The sequence below is a fragment of the Legionella massiliensis genome (assembly GCF_000756815.1).
GTDB lineage: Bacteria > Pseudomonadota > Gammaproteobacteria > Legionellales > Legionellaceae > Tatlockia > Tatlockia massiliensis.
The window spans coordinates 594,393-615,386 of the sequence record NZ_CCVW01000002.1 but is presented as its reverse complement, the minus strand read 5'-3'; the positions used below and the strand labels follow the sequence as shown (position 1 = coordinate 615,386).

Genomic DNA, 20,994 nt, shown 5'->3' with positions numbered 1-20,994 from the left:
TTTGTCATTCCCGCGAAGGCGGGAAACTATTTCTCACAAAGCACAGTGCTAATGTAGGGATAGATTCCCGCCTTCGCGGGAATGACAAATATCCTTAGCTTGGACGCCTATGGGCTTAACAGCCCAGCCTGCTTTCTAGTTATTTTTGATTAGGCGAAATCTACAGCTGACTTAGCCGCTTGTTTCTTAAAGACCTCCTGAGTCTTTCCATGCTTCCAAACTTGACTTGCGTAATACAAGTATCTGTAACCGAACTCCAGATCCTTGTCTAACATCTCATTGGTTGAGCGAATAAAGTCATCGAATTGAACGGACTGCGATAAAGAGAGCGCTACGGGAGGCGATTGATTCATAACCGCAACCATGGCATCGAAGGCTTCTTGTAATTGCTCGGGAACAGGGATGTTGGCATCCATAATGCGATGATCTGCACTTATACCGACAGGAAGCAAATCCTGAACCTCAAAGCTTCGCGTTTTATTGTTCCACACCTGTTTCCGCTCAATCTTTGCTAAGGTAAATTTGAGCGCTTCATGTGGAAGCAAAGGAGATACACCTGCTTCATATCCCCAGTAACCAACGTTAGATAGCGAGATTGTTGGTTTTGCAAAGATAGGATCTCGATAAATACTTTCGCTAAGAGGTGTAAATAAATTACTAAATACATCTTCTAAATAAGGATGTTCGGTTTTTAATTCGTGCATCTTTTTATAGCAATAAGTCATCAGCTTAATATCATCTTTAATTGATTGTGCTAATTCCGCAATGCTCATTTCATGACAGTCTTCAAACTCTATCAGGCCTAATTGATCATCACAGCCTGGCAAAAGAACAGTTAGACCTACGTAGGAGTTACGAGTGCTATAAATTTTGTGATTAGACATATAACTTCTGAGTGTCTGATTGTTTGCTGCCAATTTAGATATGGCTTGCAAATAGAGGCAAGTAAAGATCTCGGGTTTGTGTTTTTTCTCAAAAAAATCAAGGGAACTAATATTAAGACTAAAAAATCCAATTAGAGTCGGATTATTTGGATTATCCCAAAGTGAATTGAATAAACTCCTGGTATTTGTTTTTGTAACTAAGCTGTCATGACTCTGCTCATGGAAGACATTTTCTACCAGCGAATGGATTGTCTCCATAAAGAATCGCCATTTGTTAGAGGGCGAAAGCCCAACTTTTTTTAACGAAGCTCTATGTTTATTATCAATACGGTTAATGAAATTAATGACGCCATTCTTACCTAACAAACTGACAAAGGTAATGACAAATTTTTCTTGAGAAAATATTAGCTTAACCAGTTCTTCCTCGAGGGAGGCAATTCTCTTAGAGAGATAACTCTTATCTTTTAGCTCGCTTTGAAAATAATGATCAGAGATTTCTATATGCCGACTTTCATCAGCTAGGATGACCTCAAAAATGTTGCTAGCAATGTTGTGTTCCTTCATGCAGCTAAAGATTTCCTCAATCCAGCTTTCACTAACCAGGTTGATTAGGATTAGAAAGGTATTTAAATCAGGCTCACTGGCCAAGAACTGCATCAATTGCTCCACTTCTTTATGATAATTGGGTGGAGAAGCATAGGGTGTACTTAATTGGTTTGTGATTTTTGTAAATACTAGGGAATGGAAAATTTCATCAACAACTTGTTTACGCATCGTAGCATAAAGCGGCGTTCCAGCCATTTTTTCCAAGGATTTCAGAAATCCTTGAAAGGCTAAAATCTCTAATTGAGCCAGTAGGGCGAACAAATGAATGTAAACAATACGGTCATGCTCGAGCTGAAAAGGTATTTCATTGTAAAACATTTCATCTACCCGATTCTTGATATACAGTTGTTCATCAACTTCAAGAACAGACCAGGCATTGTTAAGCCATTCTTCTGCAAACCAGGTTGGCTTGATCAGTTCCTGCAATTGAATCATACATGCTCTCCACGACTTTAATAATCTGACAATAATCCTGGAAAAGCTGAGTGTTTGCAAATTTTTATGTAACTGCTCTAAGCCCAGGGCAAAATAAGCGATCCCCAAGAAAGTGTGAATTCCTACTTTAAAGTAAAGGGCTAATCCTCTAACCATTATGGACATGAAATATCCCTTTTGCTATTGTTGTAACCATTTTGTAATCAATTCAAAAAGGAACAACTGCTCATGTGTACCCATAAGAGGATCTGTAAATGCCATTTCTTAGAATCTGCAATTACTAGTGATACGAATGAAGGATTTAAGAAGAAATTTTTTGATGAAATCCAAACAGGAGAGCACTACTTATTTTTAAGAGATGCTTACAGATCAATAGCCAAAGAAGGAAATGACTTACGATCTACTTTGGGTACTATAGCTTCTACCTATATTAATGTTGATAGTCCTTTCGAGATCAATATTACCGCGTCGGAGAGATCATCTTTTAAAGAAAGTTATGATAGTTTCTGTGAAGGAGAGTATACCGAGGTCCAAATTAAAGCGTCTGTTCGCTCTTTGTGTACATCGATAGAACGTTTTTGTTACGAAAATCTAGCTCATATAGATGGGTTTGATACTTATTTGGAATCCTTTAACAAAGAAACAATAAGTCAAGAATATAGGCCTGAGAAAGCAGCAGAGCAAGAAGATTTACCTGCGAATGCACCGGAAAATCAAGTAGATAAGCAGGTGTGCTATAAAGGTGTCTGTTGTACATTATTCTGAGATTAAGCACTGTAACCTATAAAAAATTGAAGATTTCTTGAGTGCAAAGAAAGTGTCAAGAGAGTGTAAAAAGTAAACACATTGAGTTTGCTATGTTTTATACTAAAATAAATTTCTTAGCTAAGATATCTATGAAAGATTCAGTCGCTTCGCAGATTTATGCTAAAGCATTTGCAAAAATGGATAACATGCTTTACCTCATCGATAAAGATGGTTTTCTTATTGATTGTAATGCTAATTTACTACGTTTTTTAGGTTGCAGCCCTGCGGATCTTCACTCAGTAGCTTCGATTTATGAGCTAATGCATACGCAAGGTTTGTGGACTACTGAACAAATTCAAAATTTCCAGCAGCATGATGTTCAAGCAATTATGTCGGGTAAAAGCGAAATGGAACAACATGCGATTATTAACAATAATGGCGCGATTCTTTATTTTGAAATTGTGCGAACTCCCTTATCTGATGGGGCCGGTAATTCGCTTGGCTTAGCGGTTACTTTCCGCGATATCACAAAACTAAAGCAACTCTCAGAACAAGTAAGAAATTTAAAATCACAGGTTCGCTACAGTCATCGCTCAGCGACAAATCGTTTTGTTGTTGAAAATCCTGCACAAGTCGATAAGTTAAAGATTTTGCTTATCGAAGATAATGTTATTGCCCAAAAGGCTGAAAAAACAATTCTCATGAGTTGTAAATGCTTAACCGATGTTGTTGCCACACCCAGCCAGGCCGACGAGCTTTTTAAACCGGGAAAATATGATTTGGTTTTGATGGATTTAACCCTGGAAGAAGGGGATGGCTATAATTTGACTGCAAATCTACGTAAAAGAGAGCAAGGATCGAGTTACAGAGTACCCATTATTGCCTTAACAGGACATGATCCAATGGTTGTTGGCTTTAACTGTGAAGACGCAGAAATGGATGGCATTCTTCGCAAACCCCTAACTCTTGAGCAGGCTAATCAACTGATACAGCGTTATGTTCGCCATGTTGATGTGCATGTCAAAGGTCTAAGGGAATTCAAACAGTAATTGAGTTTGTTAGCAGTGCTGCTTGAAGTACAATGAGCCCTTATTTACCTCATATGCTCAATATGATTAGTTCAAATTCAATAAATCTAGCCTCCTATAGTTTGCTTGATGGATCTGTTTTTATCAAAGACAGAATGGGGCGCTATTTATGGGCGAACTCTTTTTTTATCAATTGTTCAGCAGGCCATAACTCTCTCGGGGAGATAACCTACAAGCGGGATAACGATTTTCCCTGGCATGAATATGCTGATGAGCTGCGTGCTAATGACAAGGCTGTTTTTGAGGCGAAGCAAGGCCAAAGTCATTACGAGCAGATTGTTAGATATGATGGAACCTTTGTGAATATTCTGACCCGAAAGTCGCCGCTTGCAGCGCAAAATGGCGAGCTTATTGGTTTGATTGGCATGAGCATAGCCCTACCTTCTACACAGGGAATAGCTAAGCTAACTAAACGGGAGAGAGAATGTGTTTCCTTCTTAGCTAAGGGATATAGCACTAAGAAAATCGCAAAACAGTTAACTTTGTCACCAAGAACCGTTGAAACTCATCTGCAGCAAGCAAAAGACAAGACAAGTGTAGCAACAAGAGCCGAATTAATTGCGCTATTTTGCCGTTTTGTTCCTTATTGTTGAATCTAGGGGGGAGTTTGTAGCCTGCATCCAGGCTACGGGACTATTGACTATCCTAAGTCGTATGAAGTCTGTGTACCCGCTTGGAGATCATTCGGTTTTGATTCCAGGTAAGACAAAGAGGACTGACTTATCCAACTTTGTGCCAGCCCAGAGCGTTCATTATAATAAGACGCTAAGGCACTTTTACACAGCAGCATACTTTCCGTAAGATAGCGTTCAATAGTCGATTGGCTCAGTTCTTTGATATTCATTTGCAGATGATTGGTGTCAAAATAATCTTGAATTGCCGTATCGCCCAAAGCACTCCGGTTGTCCTTTGCAAGTCACATAGCGTCAACGAACAGGCGCCCATAGGCTTGGTCGTCTGCTTGCACCTCTACAGCATTATCACAAAGCTTGAAGATGGGGTTATCTAACTTCTATACCTATAAAATTATTATCACAGCTAACAGCATTATTAATCTCATCAAGAGAACTATTAAATTTCTCTGCAAACATTCCTCGTTTAACTAATAAATAAGCGCTAGCAGTGCCTGCTCCCAATAATCCACCAAGCAAAACGGTGAGTATGCCAAAACCAAAAACAAAGGAGGTAGCGGCAACTGTAACCAAAGCGGCTGCAGCAAGAAGAAGAACCCCATTAGAAATCTTGCCAAGAGATTCTCTGTTAAAGCCAAGTTGGCGTGCACTCAGCAAAACGTCATTACAGGTTAGAACAAAATCTTCAACCGCCTTGTTTCTATCTTTCTTAGGATTATGGAGAGTGGTGATTAAATCCACCATGGCGTGATTGATCGTGTTGTGATATGACTCAGGCAAGTCCCTAATTAGTGATTCGAGATTGACGAGAGCTTCATAGAGCGGCCCTTTTTTGTCGAGTAAGCGCTTGATGTCGTCTAGGGTCAAACAATCAAGATTGGGTTGACTCATTAGGCTGGCCTTAACCTTATGAAGAGAACCCTGGTTTGCAACTGTGCTAAGGAGTTCATCGACTCCCTCACCAGTGCGGGCGGAGGTAGTAAATACCTGGTCAATATTGTATTTAGCTTGAAGCGAAGCAAGCTGTTCAGGTGTTACTTGCTGTTCCAAATCGTTCTTGCATCCGGCCAAAATGAGAACTGTGTCAGGTGCTGTTTCCCTAATCATGGCAATATCAGCAGCAAGTTGTTCTTCGTCAACTGTGGCAGAGAGGTCGATGGTATAGACGCAGGTATTACAACCTTGCAAATAGCGTTTTGCTAATAGCGGCATGACTTTTCCGCGAATATCCCAGATTTCTAGCTTGGCATCGCCTTTGCGAGCAATTAGATAAAACACACCAGTATTATCACTTGGACTCTCGGCAAAGCTGTTGTTTTTTAGCCGATTGATTAGATAGCTTTTACCACTGTTTGCTTTTCCCAAAAAAGTGACACTTACAACAGTCATCAATTCCTCTCCAAACCTGGTCTTAGCAAAGATTGCGAATTATACAGGGTGGGTTCATATAGGTCAAACCGGTGGCCGATGTAATAGGTTAGGCTCCAGGTCTCTACATTCCGTCATCCAGAGCGCAGCGAAGGATCTCCGGGACTAGCATTGTGCTTCATTCAGGAGATCCTTCGCTGCGCTCTGGATGACGAGTTGCATTAGGCTGACCTATTAAAAACTTCGAATTCCCAAAGATGAGAACTCGAGTGAGTTTTGAGATAGCACTAAACATTAAAGCGAAAATGCATAACATCGCCGTCGCAAACGATGTAATCCTTTCCTTCAAGCCTTAATTTACCAGCCTCTTTAGCGCCTTGTTCGCCACGATGAGCTAGGAAAGCTTCGTAAGCAATAACTTCTGCGCGAATGAACCCCTTTTCAAAATCAGTATGGATGACAGCAGCAGCTTGTGGTGCTGTAGCACCTTTTCGTATAGTCCAAGCACGAACTTCTTTGACCCCAGCTGTGAAATAAGTCTGTAGACCTAATAACTCATAGCCTGCTCGAATTACACGATGCAAACCTGGTTCTTCAAGACCAAGATCGTCCATAAATTCTTTGCGATCAGCCTCATCTAAATCAACTAATTCAGCCTCAGTTGCTGCGCAGAGGGCGACAACCGATGCATTTTCATCTTTAGCAAGTGTCTTAACCTTGTCAAGTAAAGGGTTATTGTCATAGCCATTATCATCGACATTAGCAATGTAAAGCACGGGCTTGGCGGTTAACAGGAAGAGTCGACGAGAGACTAATTCCTCTTCAGTACTTAGGGCTAAGGTGCGTACAGGAAGGCCTTGATCCAGATGGGTTTTTATTTTTTCTAGAGTTTGCTTTTCAAATAGGGCTTCTTTATTGCCGCTTCTACTATTTTTTCCAGCTTTTAACAGTGCTTTTTCAACGGTGTCCATATCAGCCAGAGCTAATTCCGTATTAATGACTTCAATATCATTTAGCGGATCAACTCGACCTTCAACATGGATAACATCATTGTGTTCAAAACAACGAACAACATGGGCTATTGCATCAGTCTCGCGAATATTTGCCAAAAACTGATTTCCCAGGCCTTCACCACTAGAGGCTCCTTTAACTAGACCAGCAATATCAACAAACTGCATGGTTGCAGGAACCGTTTGCTGGGGTTTGACAATCTCAGATAGGGCATCCAGACGGGGATCTGGTACGGTAACAATGCCTACATTAGGTTCAATTGTACAAAAGGGGTAGTTTGCTGCTTCAATACCAGCCTTGGTTAAGGCATTGAACAGGGTTGATTTACCTACGTTAGGTAAACCCACGATTCCACACTTAAATCCCATCAGGCACCTCTCTTTAACTATTCAATATATTCATAGCACCGGCTATATTGCCGGTAACTGCGGTTGCAATCACTGCAACTCCACGATCGATAGCATCAAATATCAATTGTCTCTCATGCTGGGTCGGTTTCCCCAAAACATAATTTAATACTAAATCCTTATGTCCAGGATGACCAATGCCCACTCGTAAACGGTGAAACTCAGCACTGCCTATTTGATGAATAATATCTCTTAAACCATTATGTCCCCCGTGGCCACCGCCTGTTTTTATTTTTATACGGCCAGCCGGCAGATCCAATTCGTCATGAACGACTAGAATCTCTTCGGGTTTAATACGATAAAATTGGCTGACTTCCCGTGTTGGTAAGCCACTATGGTTCATAAATGTCAGGGGTAGCAAGGTCTTGCAGCTATGGTGATCTATATCAAAAGAAGCCAATTCACCATGCAACTTCTTGTCGGCCTTAAAAGAGGCGTTGTGGCGCTGAGTAAGTGCTTCAACTAGCCATCCACCTGCATTATGTCGGGTATGTTCATAGGCTGAACCGGGGTTACGTAGCCCGATGATAAGTTTTATCGCCATGAATGAGAGCTCATATAGGAAGGTTAGTTGGGCCGAAGCCCAACCTACAGTTGCTTTACTCTTCGCCTTTCACTTCTTTAGTTGCTTCAACCTCAGGAGCAGGGGCTGGAGCAGCAGTCTCTTCTTCCTCGCTGGCACTAACTTTAGGAGCATGAATACTCACTACAGGTAAGTCATGGCTGCCATCTTTAACATCGATAGTCAGTTCAACGCCTTTTGGAAGTTTCAGGTTAGATAAGTGAACAACATCATCTAATTGAACATTAGTCATATCGACTTCAATAAACTCTGGCAGATTTTTCGCTTGGCAACGAACTTCAACTTGGTTCATTGTGTGGTTGATAATACCACCCGCTTTTATACCTTTAGAGTTTTGCTCATTGGTAAAATGCAGAGGAATATGTTTTACCAACACATCTTTTCCATCAACACGTTGCAGATCCATATGTAGAATTACAGGCTTATAAGGGTGGCGTTGCAGATCCTTTAATATGACATGCTGTGCTTTGCCATCAACCATTAGATCAAATACGCTGGAATAAATGCTTTCGTTTTCCAGGGCTTTGACAACCTTATTATGTAATAAGTGGACAGATTGTGGTTTCTTACCGCCGCCATAAATGACTGCAGGTACTTTGTTTTCAAGACGACGTAGGCGGCGGCTCGCACCTTTCCCTATATCTTTTCTCGACTCAGCTTCTAAAACGATTGTTGACATCTAAGTCTCCATAATTTAGTTAGGATCAGTTTTTCCCTAGCTTCGCCCGCGACCAGGACAAAACTCCGAAATCTCGGAAAGGGTGGCGAAGTATACAACATACCCTAGTTTATTGGAAATGCTAAGTTTGAGCTTGTGCTTTTTTCGTTCAAAATAACTCTAAAAACTCACAATATGAATAGTCTATTACTCGCTTTTAGAATTATTTTGAATGAAAAAATTAAGCTGCCTAGAACCATGCATCTTGAAGTTACTTGAGTATATTTTAAAATCAACTTGAAGTCGTTGCCGTAATCTCATAGAATATGCCACTTTGTTAAATTTGTGAAAGCCATTCAGGCGAGTTGGAGAATAGCTATGTACGCTGTGATTAAAACGGGCGGTAAGCAATACCGCGTAAAAGAAGGCGATGTTATCAAATTAGAATTACTGCCTGATGAAGTTGGCAACGAAGTTAGCTTCTCTGAAGTACTCATGATTGCTGATGGCGATAAGATCACCTGGGGTACACCCTTTATTGCTAAGACAGCAGTGAAAGCCGAGGTTATTGAGCATGGCCGTCACAAGAAAATCAAAATTATCAAATTCCGTCGTCGTAAGCACCACATGAAACAAATGGGTCATCGACAATATTATACGCAAGTAAAAATTACTGCGATTGGTAAGTAAGAGGGGAAAGAAATGGCTCATAAGAAAGCAGGTGGTAGTACACGAAACGGCCGCGACTCGAATCCTAAGTTCCTTGGTGTTAAGCGCTATGGTGGTCAGTTAGTCAATGCTGGTGAAATTATCGTTCGCCAACGTGGTACTCGTTTTCATCCTGGTGAAGGTGTTGGCTGTGGCCGTGATCACACCTTATATGCTTTGGTTAGCGGGATCGTACACTTCACTATTAAGGGTGCGAAAAACCGTAAATACGTAACGATTAAAGCAGTAGAAAATTAATAAAAGCAGCTCCGGCCTATGCGGGAATGTCTTTTTAGAACTATTCATTAGCCCCAGTATCCGGGGCTTTTTTTTGTAATAGGTCAGCCCCCGCGCTAGTATTGAATTCCCGGGGCTTGACTGCGGGATCCGCTGGTTAGACGCTCTTCACTCTGAGCCCATAGATCTCACGGTCAAGCCGCGGGAATTCGGGATGGAGGTGACCTATTACTTTTTTTAGTCCAAAGAGTTAAATCATGAAATTCGTCGATGAAGCGATCATTAAAGTAGAAGCTGGCAATGGCGGTCATGGTTGCTTAAGCTTTAGACGCGAGAAATTTGTCCCACGTGGCGGCCCTGATGGTGGCGATGGAGGAGATGGCGGGAGTGTATTTCTCGAAGCGAACTCAAATCTCAATACTTTAATTGATTTTCGCTATCAGCGTCAGTTTAAGGCCGAAAATGGTCAGCAAGGCATGGGAGGCAATTGTACTGGTAAGAAAGGGGATGATCTAATCATCCAGGTGCCAGTAGGTACAATGGTCTATGATATTGATTCAGGAGAACTACTTGGGGATATCAATCATGCTGGAGAACGGCTGTTGATTGCTCAGGGTGGTTTTCATGGCCTAGGAAATACTCGCTATAAAAGCAGTATTAATCGTGCGCCACGCCAAACCTCGCCTGGAACACCAGGTGAATCAAGACATTTGCGCCTTGAACTGCGTGTCTTAGCTGACGTCGGCTTGCTTGGTTTGCCGAACGCTGGCAAATCAACATTAATTCGCGCAGTTTCAAGTGCTAAACCCAAGGTTGCTGATTATCCTTTTACAACCTTACACCCTGGTTTGGGTGTGGTCTCTGTCTCTGTTCACAAAAGTTTTGTGATGGCTGATATTCCCGGTTTGATCGAAGGAGCTGCTGATGGTGCTGGTCTCGGACATCGTTTCTTAAAGCATTTATCACGGACCTGTGTACTCTTACATGTTGTGGACATGGTTCCTCTTGATGGTTCAAGCCCCGTTGATTCTGCCAAGGCAATTATCAAAGAACTTGAAGTTTATGATCCAGAATTAGTCAACAAACCTCGCTGGTTAGTATTAAATAAAATGGATATGTTGCCTGATGAACAGGCGCGCCATGATGCAGAGAAGGCTATTGTTGATGGCTTAGATTGGCAAGACAAGGTCTTTACCATATCTGCAATCAGCGGAGAGGGCACTCAACAGCTCTGTTACTCATTGATGCAACTGATTGATGAGATGAAAGAGGCGGAAGCTTAGCCATTCTGCAGCATAGTGGACGACAAGAGGGCTGCGAAATGGAAGTTCGTGGCTTTCATGGCTTTCTTTACCACTTAGTCGGTTATTTTTATATTCAATCGACAGCTGTGTTTTTCCCGTCTTACCTTCACCTGACCAATATTCCTTCAGTCCGCGAAGATGGAAATGGAGTTCGGCCTGTTCATAAGGATAAAACTTAACCCATGGGTAGCTTGTTGGATGTTGGATTAGGGTTTGCAAAATACCGCCAGTAACCTCATCAACAATAGAAATAGGAATCTGAATCTTTGCGATTGCTTCATAAAGGTACTCTGAGGCTTTTTGTTCAGGTGTGGCAATGATATGTGGTGCAATAATGGGTTCAAGGATCTGTTTGACAGTTTCAACTAAGGGTTTCTTACAGCTCACCTTGCATTCAACATAGGGGGTCTCTAGGCGGTAACCTATTTTACAATCAACGCCAGCTAAAGCCTCATCGATCTTCTGGCCGATCTCCGATTCAGCAACACCAAATAAACGCCATTTAATAAGTTGTTTTTCACTATGAACTGCCTTTTGCAGTAGGGGCATAACATAGTTATTAAACATAGGAATGCATTCGCGAGGAGGGCCTGGTAAGAGCACAAACACTTTATTTTGCCAGTTGTAATAGCAGCCCACTGCAGTGCCATTAGGGTTAGGAAGAATTGTTGCATCAGCTGGAAATAAAGCTTGCTGCCTATTACCTGTGTTTAATTGGTCGTCGCTTAATTTTAAGCGATTTTTAATATGTTCAATTGCTTGTGGAAACTCTATCAGGTCCAGATTAAGACAGCGAGCTAATGCAAAACGGGTACGATCATCAGAGGTTGGCCCTAGACCGCCAGTAATGATAATCAGATCATGGTTAGAGGCAAGAAAATTAATACAATCAAAAAGCTCTCTTTCTTTATCACTACAGACAAGCTGGAGTCCCAAGGAAATGCCTTCAGAACTTAGGATTTTAGCAAGCTGATGGCTATTGGTATTAAGGGTATCACCATGAATTATTTCGTCGCCAGTGGCAAGTAATCCTGCTGTCATTTTGAAATTCCTAGTTTGATAAGACTAAATGATGATACATGGGGTTGCCCAGGTACAAATTGAATCCCCCAAAGAGCAATAGTTGGATTTTTGTTAATGAGATAACGCCCATCAACAAGGATCAAAGGATTCTGATGAGCTAAGATAACATAGCCATCACAAAACCAGTTAAAGATTGTGAAATCGTGTAATTGGCTATGGGATTGCATCACTTCGGCTGGCAGTTGTTGCTGGCGAAAGAGAGGAAATACTCCAACTGAGCTTAGCTGATTTTTCTTGAACAAAGGAGTAAGTATATCGGCTACATAAATCTGGTTATTGGAAATAATAGCGGAGCGCCAAAGCGTTGAGCTTGCTAAATAGGGGAAGACACGAAATTCATTAGTTGCTAGATGCTGCTCTTGTGCGTAGGTATTGGCAACCGACATTGCCCGGCTGTGTTGATAAATATTAAAAAGCATGAATAAACCAGCTAGGCTAAGGCCAACAAACACACCTAAGCGTTTTTTATTGATAACCGTCCAGGCAGTACCAAGCACTAAGGGAGTGGTAAAGCGCGGGTCGATAATTGCAATAATATCCCAACTGACTCTGGTCTCGGAGAATGGCCAGAATAACATCGTCCCATAGCTGGTACAGGCATCGAGTAATCCATGCGTCGCATAACCAATAAGCGCTGCCAAAAAGGTCAACCAGGGATTCTTACGAAAGCGTTTAAAAAGCATAAGCCCCAAGGTAACCAGCGCTGCACCTAGAGGGATGAAGGTTAGGGAGTGAGTGAAATTACGATGGAACAAGAGCGCTAACATGGGATCTGTATTTGAATTAATAAAGATATCCAAATCAGGTGCCATTGCAGCCAAAGCGCCCACAAGCCAAACACTAGATCTACCCTGTTTATCTCGCTTGAACAAAATAGCCTCAGCTGCGGCTGCACCCAAGGCTGCGTGGGTAATAGGATCCATATCTTATACTCGTTGTACCGTAACTTGTGGAGGAGGAGCCTCAATGCCTTCCCTATCAAAACGTTCTTTTATCATTTCTTGTAAATGGTTACGGGTTGAATTTATCTCGGTTGTAGTTGTCCAAACCATGAATTTGAGTTCCACAGCCGAGTTGGCGAAATTATTAATGGTGACATTGGGCTCTGGGTCCTTCAAAACATGTTCGCAATGATCAGCAAGGTCCAACAAAACTGCCTTCACCTTAACGATATCGCAGCTATAAGCAATGGCAATAATTAAATCAAGGCGTCGAGTTGCGAAATAACTTAAATTAGTGATCTCTGATTTAATCATCGCTTCATTGGGGATTCGGACTAGCTTATTATCAGAGGTTTTTAACTTGGTTGAGAGTAAATCGATAGAGTCAACAACACCATTGATCCCCTTTATTTCTACAGTATCGCCAACCTTAAAGGGATGTTCAAAGAGAAGAAAAATCCCGCTTATTAAGTTCGACGCAGCTGTCTGTGAAGCGAAACTGAGAGCAACGGTAAATACTCCGGCAGCACCTAATAAAACACTGAGTTTGAAACCTAAATGCTGTAAGCTCGTTACGCTAAAAACGATAAAAATACCATAAAAAACAGTGCGTTTGATTAGCATAGTATGATGGCGTGAGACACGTTTAGATAAGACTCTCTCAATAACGTTGCTTAGTCTTTTAGCGAAAATAAAGCCAAGTACAAAGAGACATAAAGCATAGAAACCATTTAGTGCTTTATCAGGATGAAGAAAATAGTTGAGATTCATGTAGTTCATTGATTTTCCAGCTAATTAATCTACAGAGTTGAAGTGGTTATTATGCCATAAGTGATGGAAGATATCTTCTTAACCATTTTGGGGCCTAAGAGCCACAGAGAAGAGTCTGCCCTATCCCACTAACGCCCGTCATCCAGAGCGCAGCGAAGGATCTCCTGGTTGTGGAACCGTGCTAATCCCGGAGATCCTTCGCTGCGCTCTGGATGACATAATGTAGAGGCTATTAGGTACGCCTATGAAGATAATCCGTCAGTGCTAATAAATTCGCTGCTTGCTCGCCAAAAGGATAGAGTATCTCTTTGGCTGCTTGATAGAGTTGGTTTATTTGTTTAAGCAATTCAGCCTTAGAATAGAGGTTGGCAAAAGTAATTTTTTCATTTGCCAGATCAGAGGAGCGCCCCTTACCTAAAATATCGTCCTCAGCATAATGATCTAGATAATCATCCTGCATTTGAAAAACCAGCCCCAGATAATTAGCGTAGCTAATCAAGGTCTCCAAAACTGGTTTGGGCGGTCTGGCTGCAGCAATAACCATTTTGATACAGGCAGAAATTAATTTGCCTGTTTTCAGTGAATGAATTAATCGTAGCTGTGCTTCATTGATTTCTGGATTTTTTAATTCGGAAAGATCTAGGCTTTGCCCACTTACCATGCCGGCAGTTCCACTGGCATGAACCAGTTCTCGGCATACCTCATTAACTTGGGCATAAGTTAAGAGGGTTGGTAGATACTTCAATAAAATTTCAATCGACAGTGCTTGCATACCATCACCAGCCAAAATAGCTGTAGCCTCATCAAAGGCTTTATGACAACTGGGTTTACCTCGGCGAAAATCGTCATCATCCATCGCTGGTAGATCGTCATGAATCAGGGAGTAACAGTGGGTTATCTCGATTGCAGCGGCAATCGGATCGAGGCAGTTAGGCGGGACCTCGAGAATTTCGCCACATAAATAAACCAGCATAGGTCGTAAGCGTTTCCCACCTGGAAAAAGTGAATAAAGGATAGCATTTCTTAATCGTTCAGCCGGAATGTCGGCTTCATTGACTAAGCGTTCAAGCACCTCATCGTGATGGCTAATATAATTCGTAATAGTTTGATTAATCATCAGAAAATTCGCTGTTTGTAGAGTTTGATGCGGCCAACATTTCAATTTTTTGTTCGGCTTGATTTAACACATCTTGGCATTTGCGCGCCAGATTTATGCCTTTTTCAAATTGTTTTAGGGATTCTTCCAGTGATAATTCCCCTTTTTCCAATTGCATAACAATTTCTTCGAGTTCTGTCATTGATTTTTCAAAATGGATTGGTTTGGTCATTAGGCTTTCCTAAGGCATAGTCCTTCAATTTCGGAGAGTATATACCCAATTAACTTCAAGATGCATGTTTTCTGTTATTGCATTTTTGTCCAATTATAAGTCAACTTTGCTTGACGATGAATTGCTTATGCACCACACTCAAAATATGAAACTTTGAATAGAAGAGTTTCTGCTTATGATAAGTTATAAAGAAGTAAACGATTGGCCTACTGCGATAGATTACAGCGATTTTGATAAAAGACTGCTAATAGAAACGGCTTTGCTTGAAAATTGGTTTATCGATAAGATTTTCATTGAACGAGGGTTAGAAATTGGCGCTGAAATTGAGTTTTTTCTTCTCGATAATAACTATGCTCCCTCACCAAACAATTTAAAATTCATTGAGTTAGTTGCAGAGCCCCACTTAGTTTGTGAGGTAGGTTCAGCACAGCTTGAAATTAATACAGAACATTTCAATTTTACTGCGAATTGTTTAACTGGCTTGCATCAAAATATTCTTGAGTATTGGAAAAAATGTCACGATCTTGCTAGGAAAAACAACTACCATTTGGCCTTGATTGGCTCTTTACCTACGGCTACAGAGATACATCACCAATTGAATTTTATGACGGATAAAAAACGCTATCATCTAATTAATTCCTGCATGAGTGAGCAACGAGGCGGTAAGCCAATTTCCATCAATATTGAAGGGGTTGAAAATCTTCGATTAGAACCAGGATCCTTAGCGATGAATGGGCTAATTTCAGCCCTTCAACCACATATGCAAATTGGATTAAGTCAATCTGTGCGTTATTACAATGTTGCGCAGGCAATAGCAGCACCTGTGCTGGCAATTGCATCTAATAGCCCCTTTCTTTTGGGAAAACATGTCTGGTCTGATACAAGAATTGCTAGCTTTGATCAGGTAAAGACACTGCAACATTTTGATAAAGCCAGAGGGTTTAAAAGTTGTTTATTTGGTCTGAATTATCTGAACGATTCTTTCTTCGAATTATTTGAGCAAAACTATCAGTTTTTTCCGCGTTTGTTACCAGAGGTTGTGCCCAATATTCCTCCGGAATTTATGTTTCATGTCAGACGGCAAAATGGCGTGGTCTATAGATGGAATCGTCCTATTATCGATTTTAATGAACAGAATCAACCTTATTTACGTATTGAGCACCGTGGCCCCTCAACTGGGCCGACAGTTATCGACATGGTTGCCAATGCAGCCTTCTTCTATGGGCTTTTAAATTACTATGCTGTACAAAGTACCCCCATCAATTATTTGCTACCCTTTCATTTTGCCAGGAAAAATTTTTTTAATGCGGCGCGCTATGGTTTAGATGCTCAGCTAAAATGGTTTTTAGGAGGAGACGTTTCTGCCTGCGAATTAATAAAAAATCTTATCCCTTTAGCAAGAAAAGGTTTGCAGATTTTTGATATTCAGGCCGCTGATATTAATTTCTATCTCGACTTAATTGATAGGAGAGTAAACAACAAGATGAATGGAAGTATTTGGCAATGTAAATTCATTAAGAAATATGGGAATGATTTTTATAATATGATGGCTGCATATTTAGAAAATCAATATCAGGAAATCCCAGTTTCAGAATGGAAGATATAGGAGGTAAAAATGGAAATTAAGCCTGCTATAAAGTATGAAGAGGTACCATTTTTTAATGGGCTAACTTCCAAAGAAATTAAATTTATTCTACCTTACATGGAAGAAAAAAAATTTGCTAAGGGGGAAATTATCCTTCCACAGGGTAGTCGTGGCGGGGATTTATATCTGGTTATTTCTGGTTTTGTATCCGTTGATATTAATCTTCCTGGTGATTATCAAAAACGTTTAGCAGTTTTAGGGGCTAATGAGGTTTTTGGTGAGGTAACCTTTCTTTCAAATACATTAGTTACTGCAACAGTAGCTGCCTTAGAGCCCTGTTGTTGTATTGTTTTTTATCATAAATTACTTGAGATGTTACGTACTGCCAAGCCCGATGTTTCTTATAAAATTGAAAAGGAAATAGCTCATCAAACAGCAGATAAAATAATATTAAATATTAACAATATATTGAAAATATTAGATAGCATACCTAGGGATGAATCAGATTATGAACATAGGGTTAGCCTGGAAAATCCTTATGCCTATATAAAGGAATTAGACATTAATAAATTAGATTTAAATCACATACAAAAATTAAGTTTTTTTAATCGACTTACTGAAAATCAAATTTTAAAACTGCTGTCGCTTATGAAAGCTAAAGGATATGGAAAGGGCTATCGTTTTTTATCTAATAATAAAGAGCTAAATAAAATAGGCATTGTTTATTCTGGCGCCGTAATGTTTTTTATTAAAGAAAATAATGAATTAAAAAAGTCGATAGCTATTTCAGGAGTAGGCGATTTATTTTTACAGAATTTTATTTTCCCTGCCTTTCGTCAAGTTGCGGATTATGTCACCTGTGAAAAATGCGTAATTTTAGAGCTTGATATGGGTGTTTATCTGGAGCTTTATCAAGCGAACCCGGCTATATTTTATACAATTAGTGAATCGATAAACCGAGCTATTATTAGTTCTGTTTATAGTGTTAATCGTCAGTTTTTAAGGATAAATAGTGAGTTCAACAACATAATACCCTGAGACATAAAGCGGTATTATGGAGGTAGTCTTATGTGTAGAATGCTAATGTATTTGGGAAAACAAGAAGTGTCGATTTATGATCTAATTTATGGTCCAGATAACTCTTTAGCTCATCAGAGTTATGCGCCATTATTAATGCATCATATTCAGAATCTTGCTGGCCTTGGTTTTTGTGCTTGGTCTCCTAATTCGCCTGAACCGCAAAAGCCCTTTTATTATAAAACGACACAGCTGCCGTTTTTCGATAAAAATCTCTATCGAATGTCTTACAAAATAAATACTAATTGCCTCTTAGCTCATGTTCGCGGCGTACAATACAGTACGAGTGAAACGGTTTCAGAACAAAATGTTCATCCATTTATGTTGGAAAATGCAAAAATTGTGCTAGCTCATAATGGCAAACTTGATCAAATGCCTTTAATGAAAGTGGCTCTTGCCAGGATTATTAAACCGGAAATTTTATCTCAAATTAAAGGAACTACAGATAGCGAGTGGGTTTACTCACTTTTTTTAACTTATTTATCGGATTACACCCAAGAAATTTCTCTCAATGAAGCGACTGAAGCGCTTATTAATACGATTAAAACCTTAAAGGAAGTACGCCAAAAACTTGGCATTGAAGAGCCTTCTCCACTCAATCTTTTTGTAACCAATGGACACTACTTGATTGTTACCCGCTTTGTCTTTGATTTTGGCTGTAGTTCAACCCTCGTTCATAAAGCTTTTCTTGAATATCATAGTCTTTGGGTTACTTTTGGTGAAGCTTATGGAATTTATGATGGGATGTATAAAATGCACGGTTCAAACAAACGAAACAACATTTTATTTGCCTCAGAACCCTTAACTAATGACCGCACAACCTGGATTGAATTGCCAGAATATTCACTCACTAAAGCTTGGGTTGAGGAGGGTGAAATTAAGTTCAGAACTAGTGATTTATATATTTAATGCCCCCGTCGTCCAGAGCGCAGCGAAGGATCTCCGGGATTAGCACTGTGCCACATTCAGGAGATCCTTCGCTGCGCTCTGGATGACGGGCCGTTTCTATGTATGATACATAAACCAAGCCGGCATCACCTTGTTCAGATAAGCCATAAATTTCCATAACCCCACCTGAGACTCTACCGAGCCAAAGGGATCCGGTTTAAGTTCTGGATAAGCAATGCCCAAGCCAAACAGGCCTGGTCCGATAATTCCAACATGTGGGTTGTAGCTGGCGTGTTCATAATCGCCGATAACAATATTGTTGCGTCGTTCAAAGCCAACCGCATAAACTATTTTGTCGCATTCAGGGAGGTAGCGCGCGATGTTGGGTTCGCTGGTGTTATAACGAACGAGATTAGCTGGCAGAACCCCATCAATATTTTCTCTTGCCCAAGCAGCTGTTTGTCCCTTCAGACCGGTATTGTCAAACAAAATCCAATCACCCATCTCAATTGCGTAGCGGCAGGGCGAGCGATAAAAGTTAATGATCTTTTTGACACCTAAATCGACCAGATAACGAACAATAATAATTGCAGAATGCGAAGAGCCAAAAACAGCGTAAGTGTCATTTTTATTTACATAGTTCGACAGCCTTTCTTTATCGATAGCGATTTCAAAGGGGACAACATCAACGCCTGGGTAGTTAAGGCTGGAGGGGACGGCACCTGTTGCGAGAACGACATTTTTAGCTTTATAGCTTTTGGAACTCGAGTCTAAGGTCCAGGTTCGCTCAGTCAGGGACATGCTATGAATTGTCGCGGTCTCAGTAACAACCTGTTGTGTTAACTGCTGTGAAACCCATTCCAAGGGTTCAACAATCTCTTTCAAGGTGCAGGTATCGTTTGGCGGTAAATGGTTTAAGTGAAAATCTTTAGGCGCCTTTTCATAAGCAAAAGACTCGACATCATTCAAGAAATCAAGAAAACGCTGTACGGTCGTATTTGAGGACACATTCCTCCATAACAGACCAAGGTCTCCAGCCAGGAAATGCGGATCTATCCATAAGATATCTTGTGCTGGAACCTCATAATCTAAAAGCTTGCCTACTGCAGCAATGCCGGCTGGGCCTGCGCCAACTACAGCCCATTGATAAATTCTGTTATTCATTTCTATTCCGTCAGTTCTAATAAGCTCTCGGCGATTATACAAATAGGGTGCAGGGACAGCAATTGACAAGTTAGGGGTGACACCCTAAGCTCAGTTTTTTGTAGTGGCTTAGGCGCAAGGTCGATGAAAACTAAATTACGCTTTGTCTGTAATCAATGTGCAGCAGTTTTTTCCCAATGGGCAGGGCAATGTACTCAATGCGGTGCCTGGAATGCAATTAGCGAAGAAAATGTAGTCGCAACAGCGCGTGGTACAAGGATGGGGCATTATGCCAATCAACGTTCTGCAGTAACTGCCATTGACGATGTTGTGCTTGATCGAGAAGTCCGCATGGATTGTGGCTTGTCGGAATTGAACAGGGTTTTGGGCGGTGGTTTGGTTGATGGCTCTGTTGTTCTCATTGGTGGTGATCCGGGTATTGGTAAATCCACTTTATTATTGCAAACCCTCGCTAACCTATCGCAGCAACAAAAAGTGCTCTATGTTACCGGTGAGGAATCTCTGCAACAGGTTGCCATGCGTGCCAAGCGTTTGCAATTACCCACTGCCAACTTGCGCTTATTAGCCGAAACTCAGGTTGAATCAATTATTGCTCATGCCCAAAAAGAATTACCCCGTATCATGGTGATTGATTCGGTACAAACTATTTTTACTGAAACACTGAGTTCCGCACCCGGCGGCGTGGGACAGGTTCGTGAGTCAGCGGCCCAATTAGTAAGATTCGCCAAAACAACCCAAACCGCTGTTTTTCTGGTTGGTCATGTGACTAAGGAGGGTGCTTTAGCTGGGCCACGGGTTTTAGAACATATGGTGGATAGTGTCTTATATTTTGAAGGGCAAAGTGATAACCGTTTTCGGGTTATCCGCGCTATCAAAAATCGTTTTGGTGCGGTCAATGAGCTTGGGGTCTTTGCCATGACCGATCGTGGTCTGAAAGAGGTTGCAAATCCCTCTGCGATCTTTCTATCACGCCAACCTGAAGCAACCCCGGGTTCTGCTGTGATGGTAACCTGGGAAGGCTCACGCCCCATGTTGGTCGAAGTACAGGCCTTAGTTGATGAGGCTCATGGTCAGCAGGCCAAACGAGTGTCGGCAGGTCTTGAACATAATCGCCTAGCTATTTTACTTGCAGTGCTACATCGTCATGGTGGGGTAGCAACCTTTGATCAGGATGTATTTATCAATGTAGTTGGTGGTGTAAAGGTCACAGAGACTGGTAGTGATCTGGCGCTATTAGCAGCAGTTGTATCAAGTTTGCGCAATAGGATTTTTGATCGAGAAACTATTATTTTTGGCGAGGTTGGTTTGGCCGGTGAAATAAGGCCGGTACAAAGTGGTCAGGAACGATTACGTGAAGCGGCTAAGCATGGATTCAAGCGGGCTATTGTACCCTATGCTAATGCCCCTAAGCAGAACATTGGTATGGAGATTGAGGCGGTGAAGCATTTACATGAGGTATTGGAGAAGGTGTGATGATATCCCCTCATCT

At 41.1% G+C, this 20,994-nt stretch carries 22 protein-coding genes; 10 read left to right on the top strand and 12 right to left on the bottom strand.

Annotated features, from left to right (window positions below; translation table 11 throughout):
- Positions 1 to 149: 149 nt before the first annotated feature.
- The gene (locus tag BN1094_RS09775; RefSeq protein ID WP_052403231.1) at positions 150 to 2,090 is read right to left on the bottom strand and encodes a 2-oxo acid dehydrogenase subunit E2; all 1,941 of its coding nucleotides are present in this window, start codon (positions 2,088 to 2,090) and stop codon (positions 150 to 152) included.
- A gap of 63 nt (positions 2,091 to 2,153) precedes the next feature.
- Here BN1094_RS09775 and BN1094_RS09770 point away from each other — a divergent pair, with 63 nt between their 5' ends.
- From BN1094_RS09770 to BN1094_RS09760, 3 genes are all read left to right on the top strand, one after another.
- Positions 2,154 to 2,690, top strand: a complete 537-nt coding sequence (locus tag BN1094_RS09770) for a hypothetical protein (RefSeq protein WP_043874223.1) — start codon at positions 2,154 to 2,156, stop codon at positions 2,688 to 2,690.
- A 131-nt stretch (positions 2,691 to 2,821) separates the two neighbouring features.
- Entirely contained in the window at positions 2,822 to 3,721 is a 900-nt protein-coding gene (locus tag BN1094_RS09765; protein WP_043874600.1) for a response regulator, read from the top strand.
- A gap of 32 nt (positions 3,722 to 3,753) precedes the next feature.
- The gene (locus BN1094_RS09760; protein WP_043874222.1) at positions 3,754 to 4,353 is read left to right on the top strand and encodes a PAS and helix-turn-helix domain-containing protein; all 600 of its coding nucleotides are present in this window, start codon (positions 3,754 to 3,756) and stop codon (positions 4,351 to 4,353) included.
- 47 nt (positions 4,354 to 4,400) lie between these two features.
- Here the strand turns inward: BN1094_RS09760 and BN1094_RS09755 are convergent, their stop codons facing one another.
- The 5 genes from BN1094_RS09755 to BN1094_RS09735 form a co-directional block, all read right to left on the bottom strand.
- On the bottom strand, positions 4,401 to 4,652 hold the full coding sequence (locus tag BN1094_RS09755; protein WP_043874221.1) for a hypothetical protein: 252 nt from the start codon (positions 4,650 to 4,652) through the stop codon (positions 4,401 to 4,403).
- Positions 4,653 to 4,761: 109 nt separating this feature from the next.
- A complete protein-coding gene (locus tag BN1094_RS09750) occupies positions 4,762 to 5,781 on the bottom strand; it encodes a Rab family GTPase (RefSeq protein ID WP_043874220.1) in 1,020 nt (339 codons plus the stop codon).
- A gap of 266 nt (positions 5,782 to 6,047) precedes the next feature.
- Positions 6,048 to 7,139 (bottom strand): redox-regulated ATPase YchF, encoded by a 1,092-nt coding sequence (gene ychF, locus BN1094_RS09745; protein WP_043874219.1) that lies wholly within the window; start codon positions 7,137 to 7,139, stop codon positions 6,048 to 6,050.
- A 13-nt stretch (positions 7,140 to 7,152) separates the two neighbouring features.
- Positions 7,153 to 7,722 carry an aminoacyl-tRNA hydrolase gene (gene pth, locus BN1094_RS09740; protein WP_043874218.1) on the bottom strand — a complete coding sequence of 190 codons (570 nt, stop codon included), beginning with the start codon at positions 7,720 to 7,722 and terminating at the stop codon, positions 7,153 to 7,155.
- 55 nt (positions 7,723 to 7,777) lie between these two features.
- On the bottom strand, positions 7,778 to 8,440 hold the full coding sequence (locus BN1094_RS09735) for a 50S ribosomal protein L25/general stress protein Ctc (RefSeq protein WP_043874217.1): 663 nt from the start codon (positions 8,438 to 8,440) through the stop codon (positions 7,778 to 7,780).
- Positions 8,441 to 8,797: 357 nt separating this feature from the next.
- Between BN1094_RS09735 and rplU the strand changes: the two genes are divergently transcribed.
- The 3 genes from rplU to cgtA all read left to right on the top strand — a co-directional run bounded on the left by rplU (position 8,798) and on the right by cgtA (position 10,647).
- Entirely contained in the window at positions 8,798 to 9,109 is a 312-nt protein-coding gene (rplU, locus tag BN1094_RS09730; RefSeq protein WP_043874216.1) for a 50S ribosomal protein L21, read from the top strand.
- A gap of 12 nt (positions 9,110 to 9,121) precedes the next feature.
- Entirely contained in the window at positions 9,122 to 9,385 is a 264-nt protein-coding gene (gene rpmA / locus BN1094_RS09725; RefSeq protein ID WP_043874215.1) for a 50S ribosomal protein L27, read from the top strand.
- Positions 9,386 to 9,621: 236 nt separating this feature from the next.
- Positions 9,622 to 10,647: an Obg family GTPase CgtA gene (gene cgtA / locus BN1094_RS09720; RefSeq protein WP_043874214.1), complete on the top strand. Its 1,026-nt coding sequence runs from the start codon at positions 9,622 to 9,624 to the stop codon at positions 10,645 to 10,647.
- On the opposite strand, the gene BN1094_RS09715 is transcribed toward cgtA, so the two are convergent.
- The 5 genes from BN1094_RS09715 to BN1094_RS09695 form a co-directional block, all read right to left on the bottom strand.
- Positions 10,603 to 11,709: a competence/damage-inducible protein A gene (locus BN1094_RS09715; protein WP_043874213.1), complete on the bottom strand. Its 1,107-nt coding sequence runs from the start codon at positions 11,707 to 11,709 to the stop codon at positions 10,603 to 10,605. The genes cgtA and BN1094_RS09715 overlap by 45 nt on opposite strands.
- Positions 11,706 to 12,674, bottom strand: a complete 969-nt coding sequence (locus BN1094_RS09710; protein WP_043874212.1) for a metal-dependent hydrolase — start codon at positions 12,672 to 12,674, stop codon at positions 11,706 to 11,708. The genes BN1094_RS09715 and BN1094_RS09710 overlap by 4 nt, the downstream gene beginning before the upstream one ends.
- 3 nt (positions 12,675 to 12,677) lie before the next feature.
- Positions 12,678 to 13,472, bottom strand: coding sequence for a mechanosensitive ion channel family protein (locus BN1094_RS09705; protein ID WP_081935106.1), 795 nt, complete (start codon positions 13,470 to 13,472; stop codon positions 12,678 to 12,680).
- A 223-nt stretch (positions 13,473 to 13,695) separates the two neighbouring features.
- The gene (locus tag BN1094_RS09700) at positions 13,696 to 14,580 is read right to left on the bottom strand and encodes a polyprenyl synthetase family protein (RefSeq protein ID WP_043874211.1); all 885 of its coding nucleotides are present in this window, start codon (positions 14,578 to 14,580) and stop codon (positions 13,696 to 13,698) included.
- Complete coding sequence (locus tag BN1094_RS09695) at positions 14,573 to 14,791, bottom strand: exodeoxyribonuclease VII small subunit (RefSeq protein ID WP_043874210.1); 219 nt, start codon at positions 14,789 to 14,791, stop codon at positions 14,573 to 14,575. Before BN1094_RS09695 ends, BN1094_RS09700 begins: the two co-directional genes overlap by 8 nt.
- A gap of 175 nt (positions 14,792 to 14,966) precedes the next feature.
- Here BN1094_RS09695 and BN1094_RS09690 point away from each other — a divergent pair, with 175 nt between their 5' ends.
- The 3 genes from BN1094_RS09690 to BN1094_RS09680 are packed head-to-tail and all read left to right on the top strand — an operon-like array spanning position 14,967 to position 18,362.
- A complete protein-coding gene (locus BN1094_RS09690; RefSeq protein WP_043874209.1) occupies positions 14,967 to 16,397 on the top strand; it encodes a glutamate-cysteine ligase family protein in 1,431 nt (476 codons plus the stop codon).
- A gap of 9 nt (positions 16,398 to 16,406) precedes the next feature.
- Positions 16,407 to 17,414 (top strand): cyclic nucleotide-binding domain-containing protein, encoded by a 1,008-nt coding sequence (locus BN1094_RS09685; protein WP_043874208.1) that lies wholly within the window; start codon positions 16,407 to 16,409, stop codon positions 17,412 to 17,414.
- Positions 17,415 to 17,444: 30 nt separating this feature from the next.
- Positions 17,445 to 18,362 carry a class II glutamine amidotransferase gene (locus BN1094_RS09680; protein ID WP_043874207.1) on the top strand — a complete coding sequence of 306 codons (918 nt, stop codon included), beginning with the start codon at positions 17,445 to 17,447 and terminating at the stop codon, positions 18,360 to 18,362.
- A 96-nt stretch (positions 18,363 to 18,458) separates the two neighbouring features.
- Here BN1094_RS09680 and BN1094_RS09675 read toward each other — a convergent pair whose 3' ends face one another.
- Positions 18,459 to 19,505 (bottom strand): FAD-dependent oxidoreductase, encoded by a 1,047-nt coding sequence (locus BN1094_RS09675; RefSeq protein WP_043874206.1) that lies wholly within the window; start codon positions 19,503 to 19,505, stop codon positions 18,459 to 18,461.
- 123 nt (positions 19,506 to 19,628) lie between these two features.
- Between BN1094_RS09675 and radA the strand changes: the two genes are divergently transcribed.
- A complete protein-coding gene (gene radA / locus BN1094_RS09670) occupies positions 19,629 to 20,978 on the top strand; it encodes a DNA repair protein RadA (RefSeq protein WP_043874205.1) in 1,350 nt (449 codons plus the stop codon).
- Positions 20,979 to 20,994 lie beyond the last annotated feature (16 nt).

Coding starts and splice junctions, on each gene's coding strand:
- BN1094_RS09775 (WP_052403231.1), bottom strand. CDS start 2,090: ATGTCCATAATGGTTAGAGGATTAGCCCTTTACTTTAAAGTAGGAATT.
- BN1094_RS09770 (WP_043874223.1), top strand. CDS start 2,154: ATGTGTACCCATAAGAGGATCTGTAAATGCCATTTCTTAGAATCTGCA.
- BN1094_RS09765 (WP_043874600.1), top strand. CDS start 2,822: ATGAAAGATTCAGTCGCTTCGCAGATTTATGCTAAAGCATTTGCAAAA.
- BN1094_RS09760 (WP_043874222.1), top strand. CDS start 3,754: ATGAGCCCTTATTTACCTCATATGCTCAATATGATTAGTTCAAATTCA.
- BN1094_RS09750 (WP_043874220.1), bottom strand. CDS start 5,781: ATGACTGTTGTAAGTGTCACTTTTTTGGGAAAAGCAAACAGTGGTAAA.
- ychF (WP_043874219.1), bottom strand. CDS start 7,139: ATGGGATTTAAGTGTGGAATCGTGGGTTTACCTAACGTAGGTAAATCA.
- pth (WP_043874218.1), bottom strand. CDS start 7,722: ATGGCGATAAAACTTATCATCGGGCTACGTAACCCCGGTTCAGCCTAT.
- BN1094_RS09735 (WP_043874217.1), bottom strand. CDS start 8,440: ATGTCAACAATCGTTTTAGAAGCTGAGTCGAGAAAAGATATAGGGAAA.
- rplU (WP_043874216.1), top strand. CDS start 8,798: ATGTACGCTGTGATTAAAACGGGCGGTAAGCAATACCGCGTAAAAGAA.
- rpmA (WP_043874215.1), top strand. CDS start 9,122: ATGGCTCATAAGAAAGCAGGTGGTAGTACACGAAACGGCCGCGACTCG.
- cgtA (WP_043874214.1), top strand. CDS start 9,622: ATGAAATTCGTCGATGAAGCGATCATTAAAGTAGAAGCTGGCAATGGC.
- BN1094_RS09715 (WP_043874213.1), bottom strand. CDS start 11,709: ATGACAGCAGGATTACTTGCCACTGGCGACGAAATAATTCATGGTGAT.
- BN1094_RS09710 (WP_043874212.1), bottom strand. CDS start 12,674: ATGGATCCTATTACCCACGCAGCCTTGGGTGCAGCCGCAGCTGAGGCT.
- BN1094_RS09705 (WP_081935106.1), bottom strand. CDS start 13,472: ATGAACTACATGAATCTCAACTATTTTCTTCATCCTGATAAAGCACTA.
- BN1094_RS09700 (WP_043874211.1), bottom strand. CDS start 14,580: ATGATTAATCAAACTATTACGAATTATATTAGCCATCACGATGAGGTG.
- BN1094_RS09695 (WP_043874210.1), bottom strand. CDS start 14,791: ATGACCAAACCAATCCATTTTGAAAAATCAATGACAGAACTCGAAGAA.
- BN1094_RS09690 (WP_043874209.1), top strand. CDS start 14,967: ATGATAAGTTATAAAGAAGTAAACGATTGGCCTACTGCGATAGATTAC.
- BN1094_RS09685 (WP_043874208.1), top strand. CDS start 16,407: ATGGAAATTAAGCCTGCTATAAAGTATGAAGAGGTACCATTTTTTAAT.
- BN1094_RS09680 (WP_043874207.1), top strand. CDS start 17,445: ATGTGTAGAATGCTAATGTATTTGGGAAAACAAGAAGTGTCGATTTAT.
- BN1094_RS09675 (WP_043874206.1), bottom strand. CDS start 19,505: ATGAATAACAGAATTTATCAATGGGCTGTAGTTGGCGCAGGCCCAGCC.
- radA (WP_043874205.1), top strand. CDS start 19,629: ATGAAAACTAAATTACGCTTTGTCTGTAATCAATGTGCAGCAGTTTTT.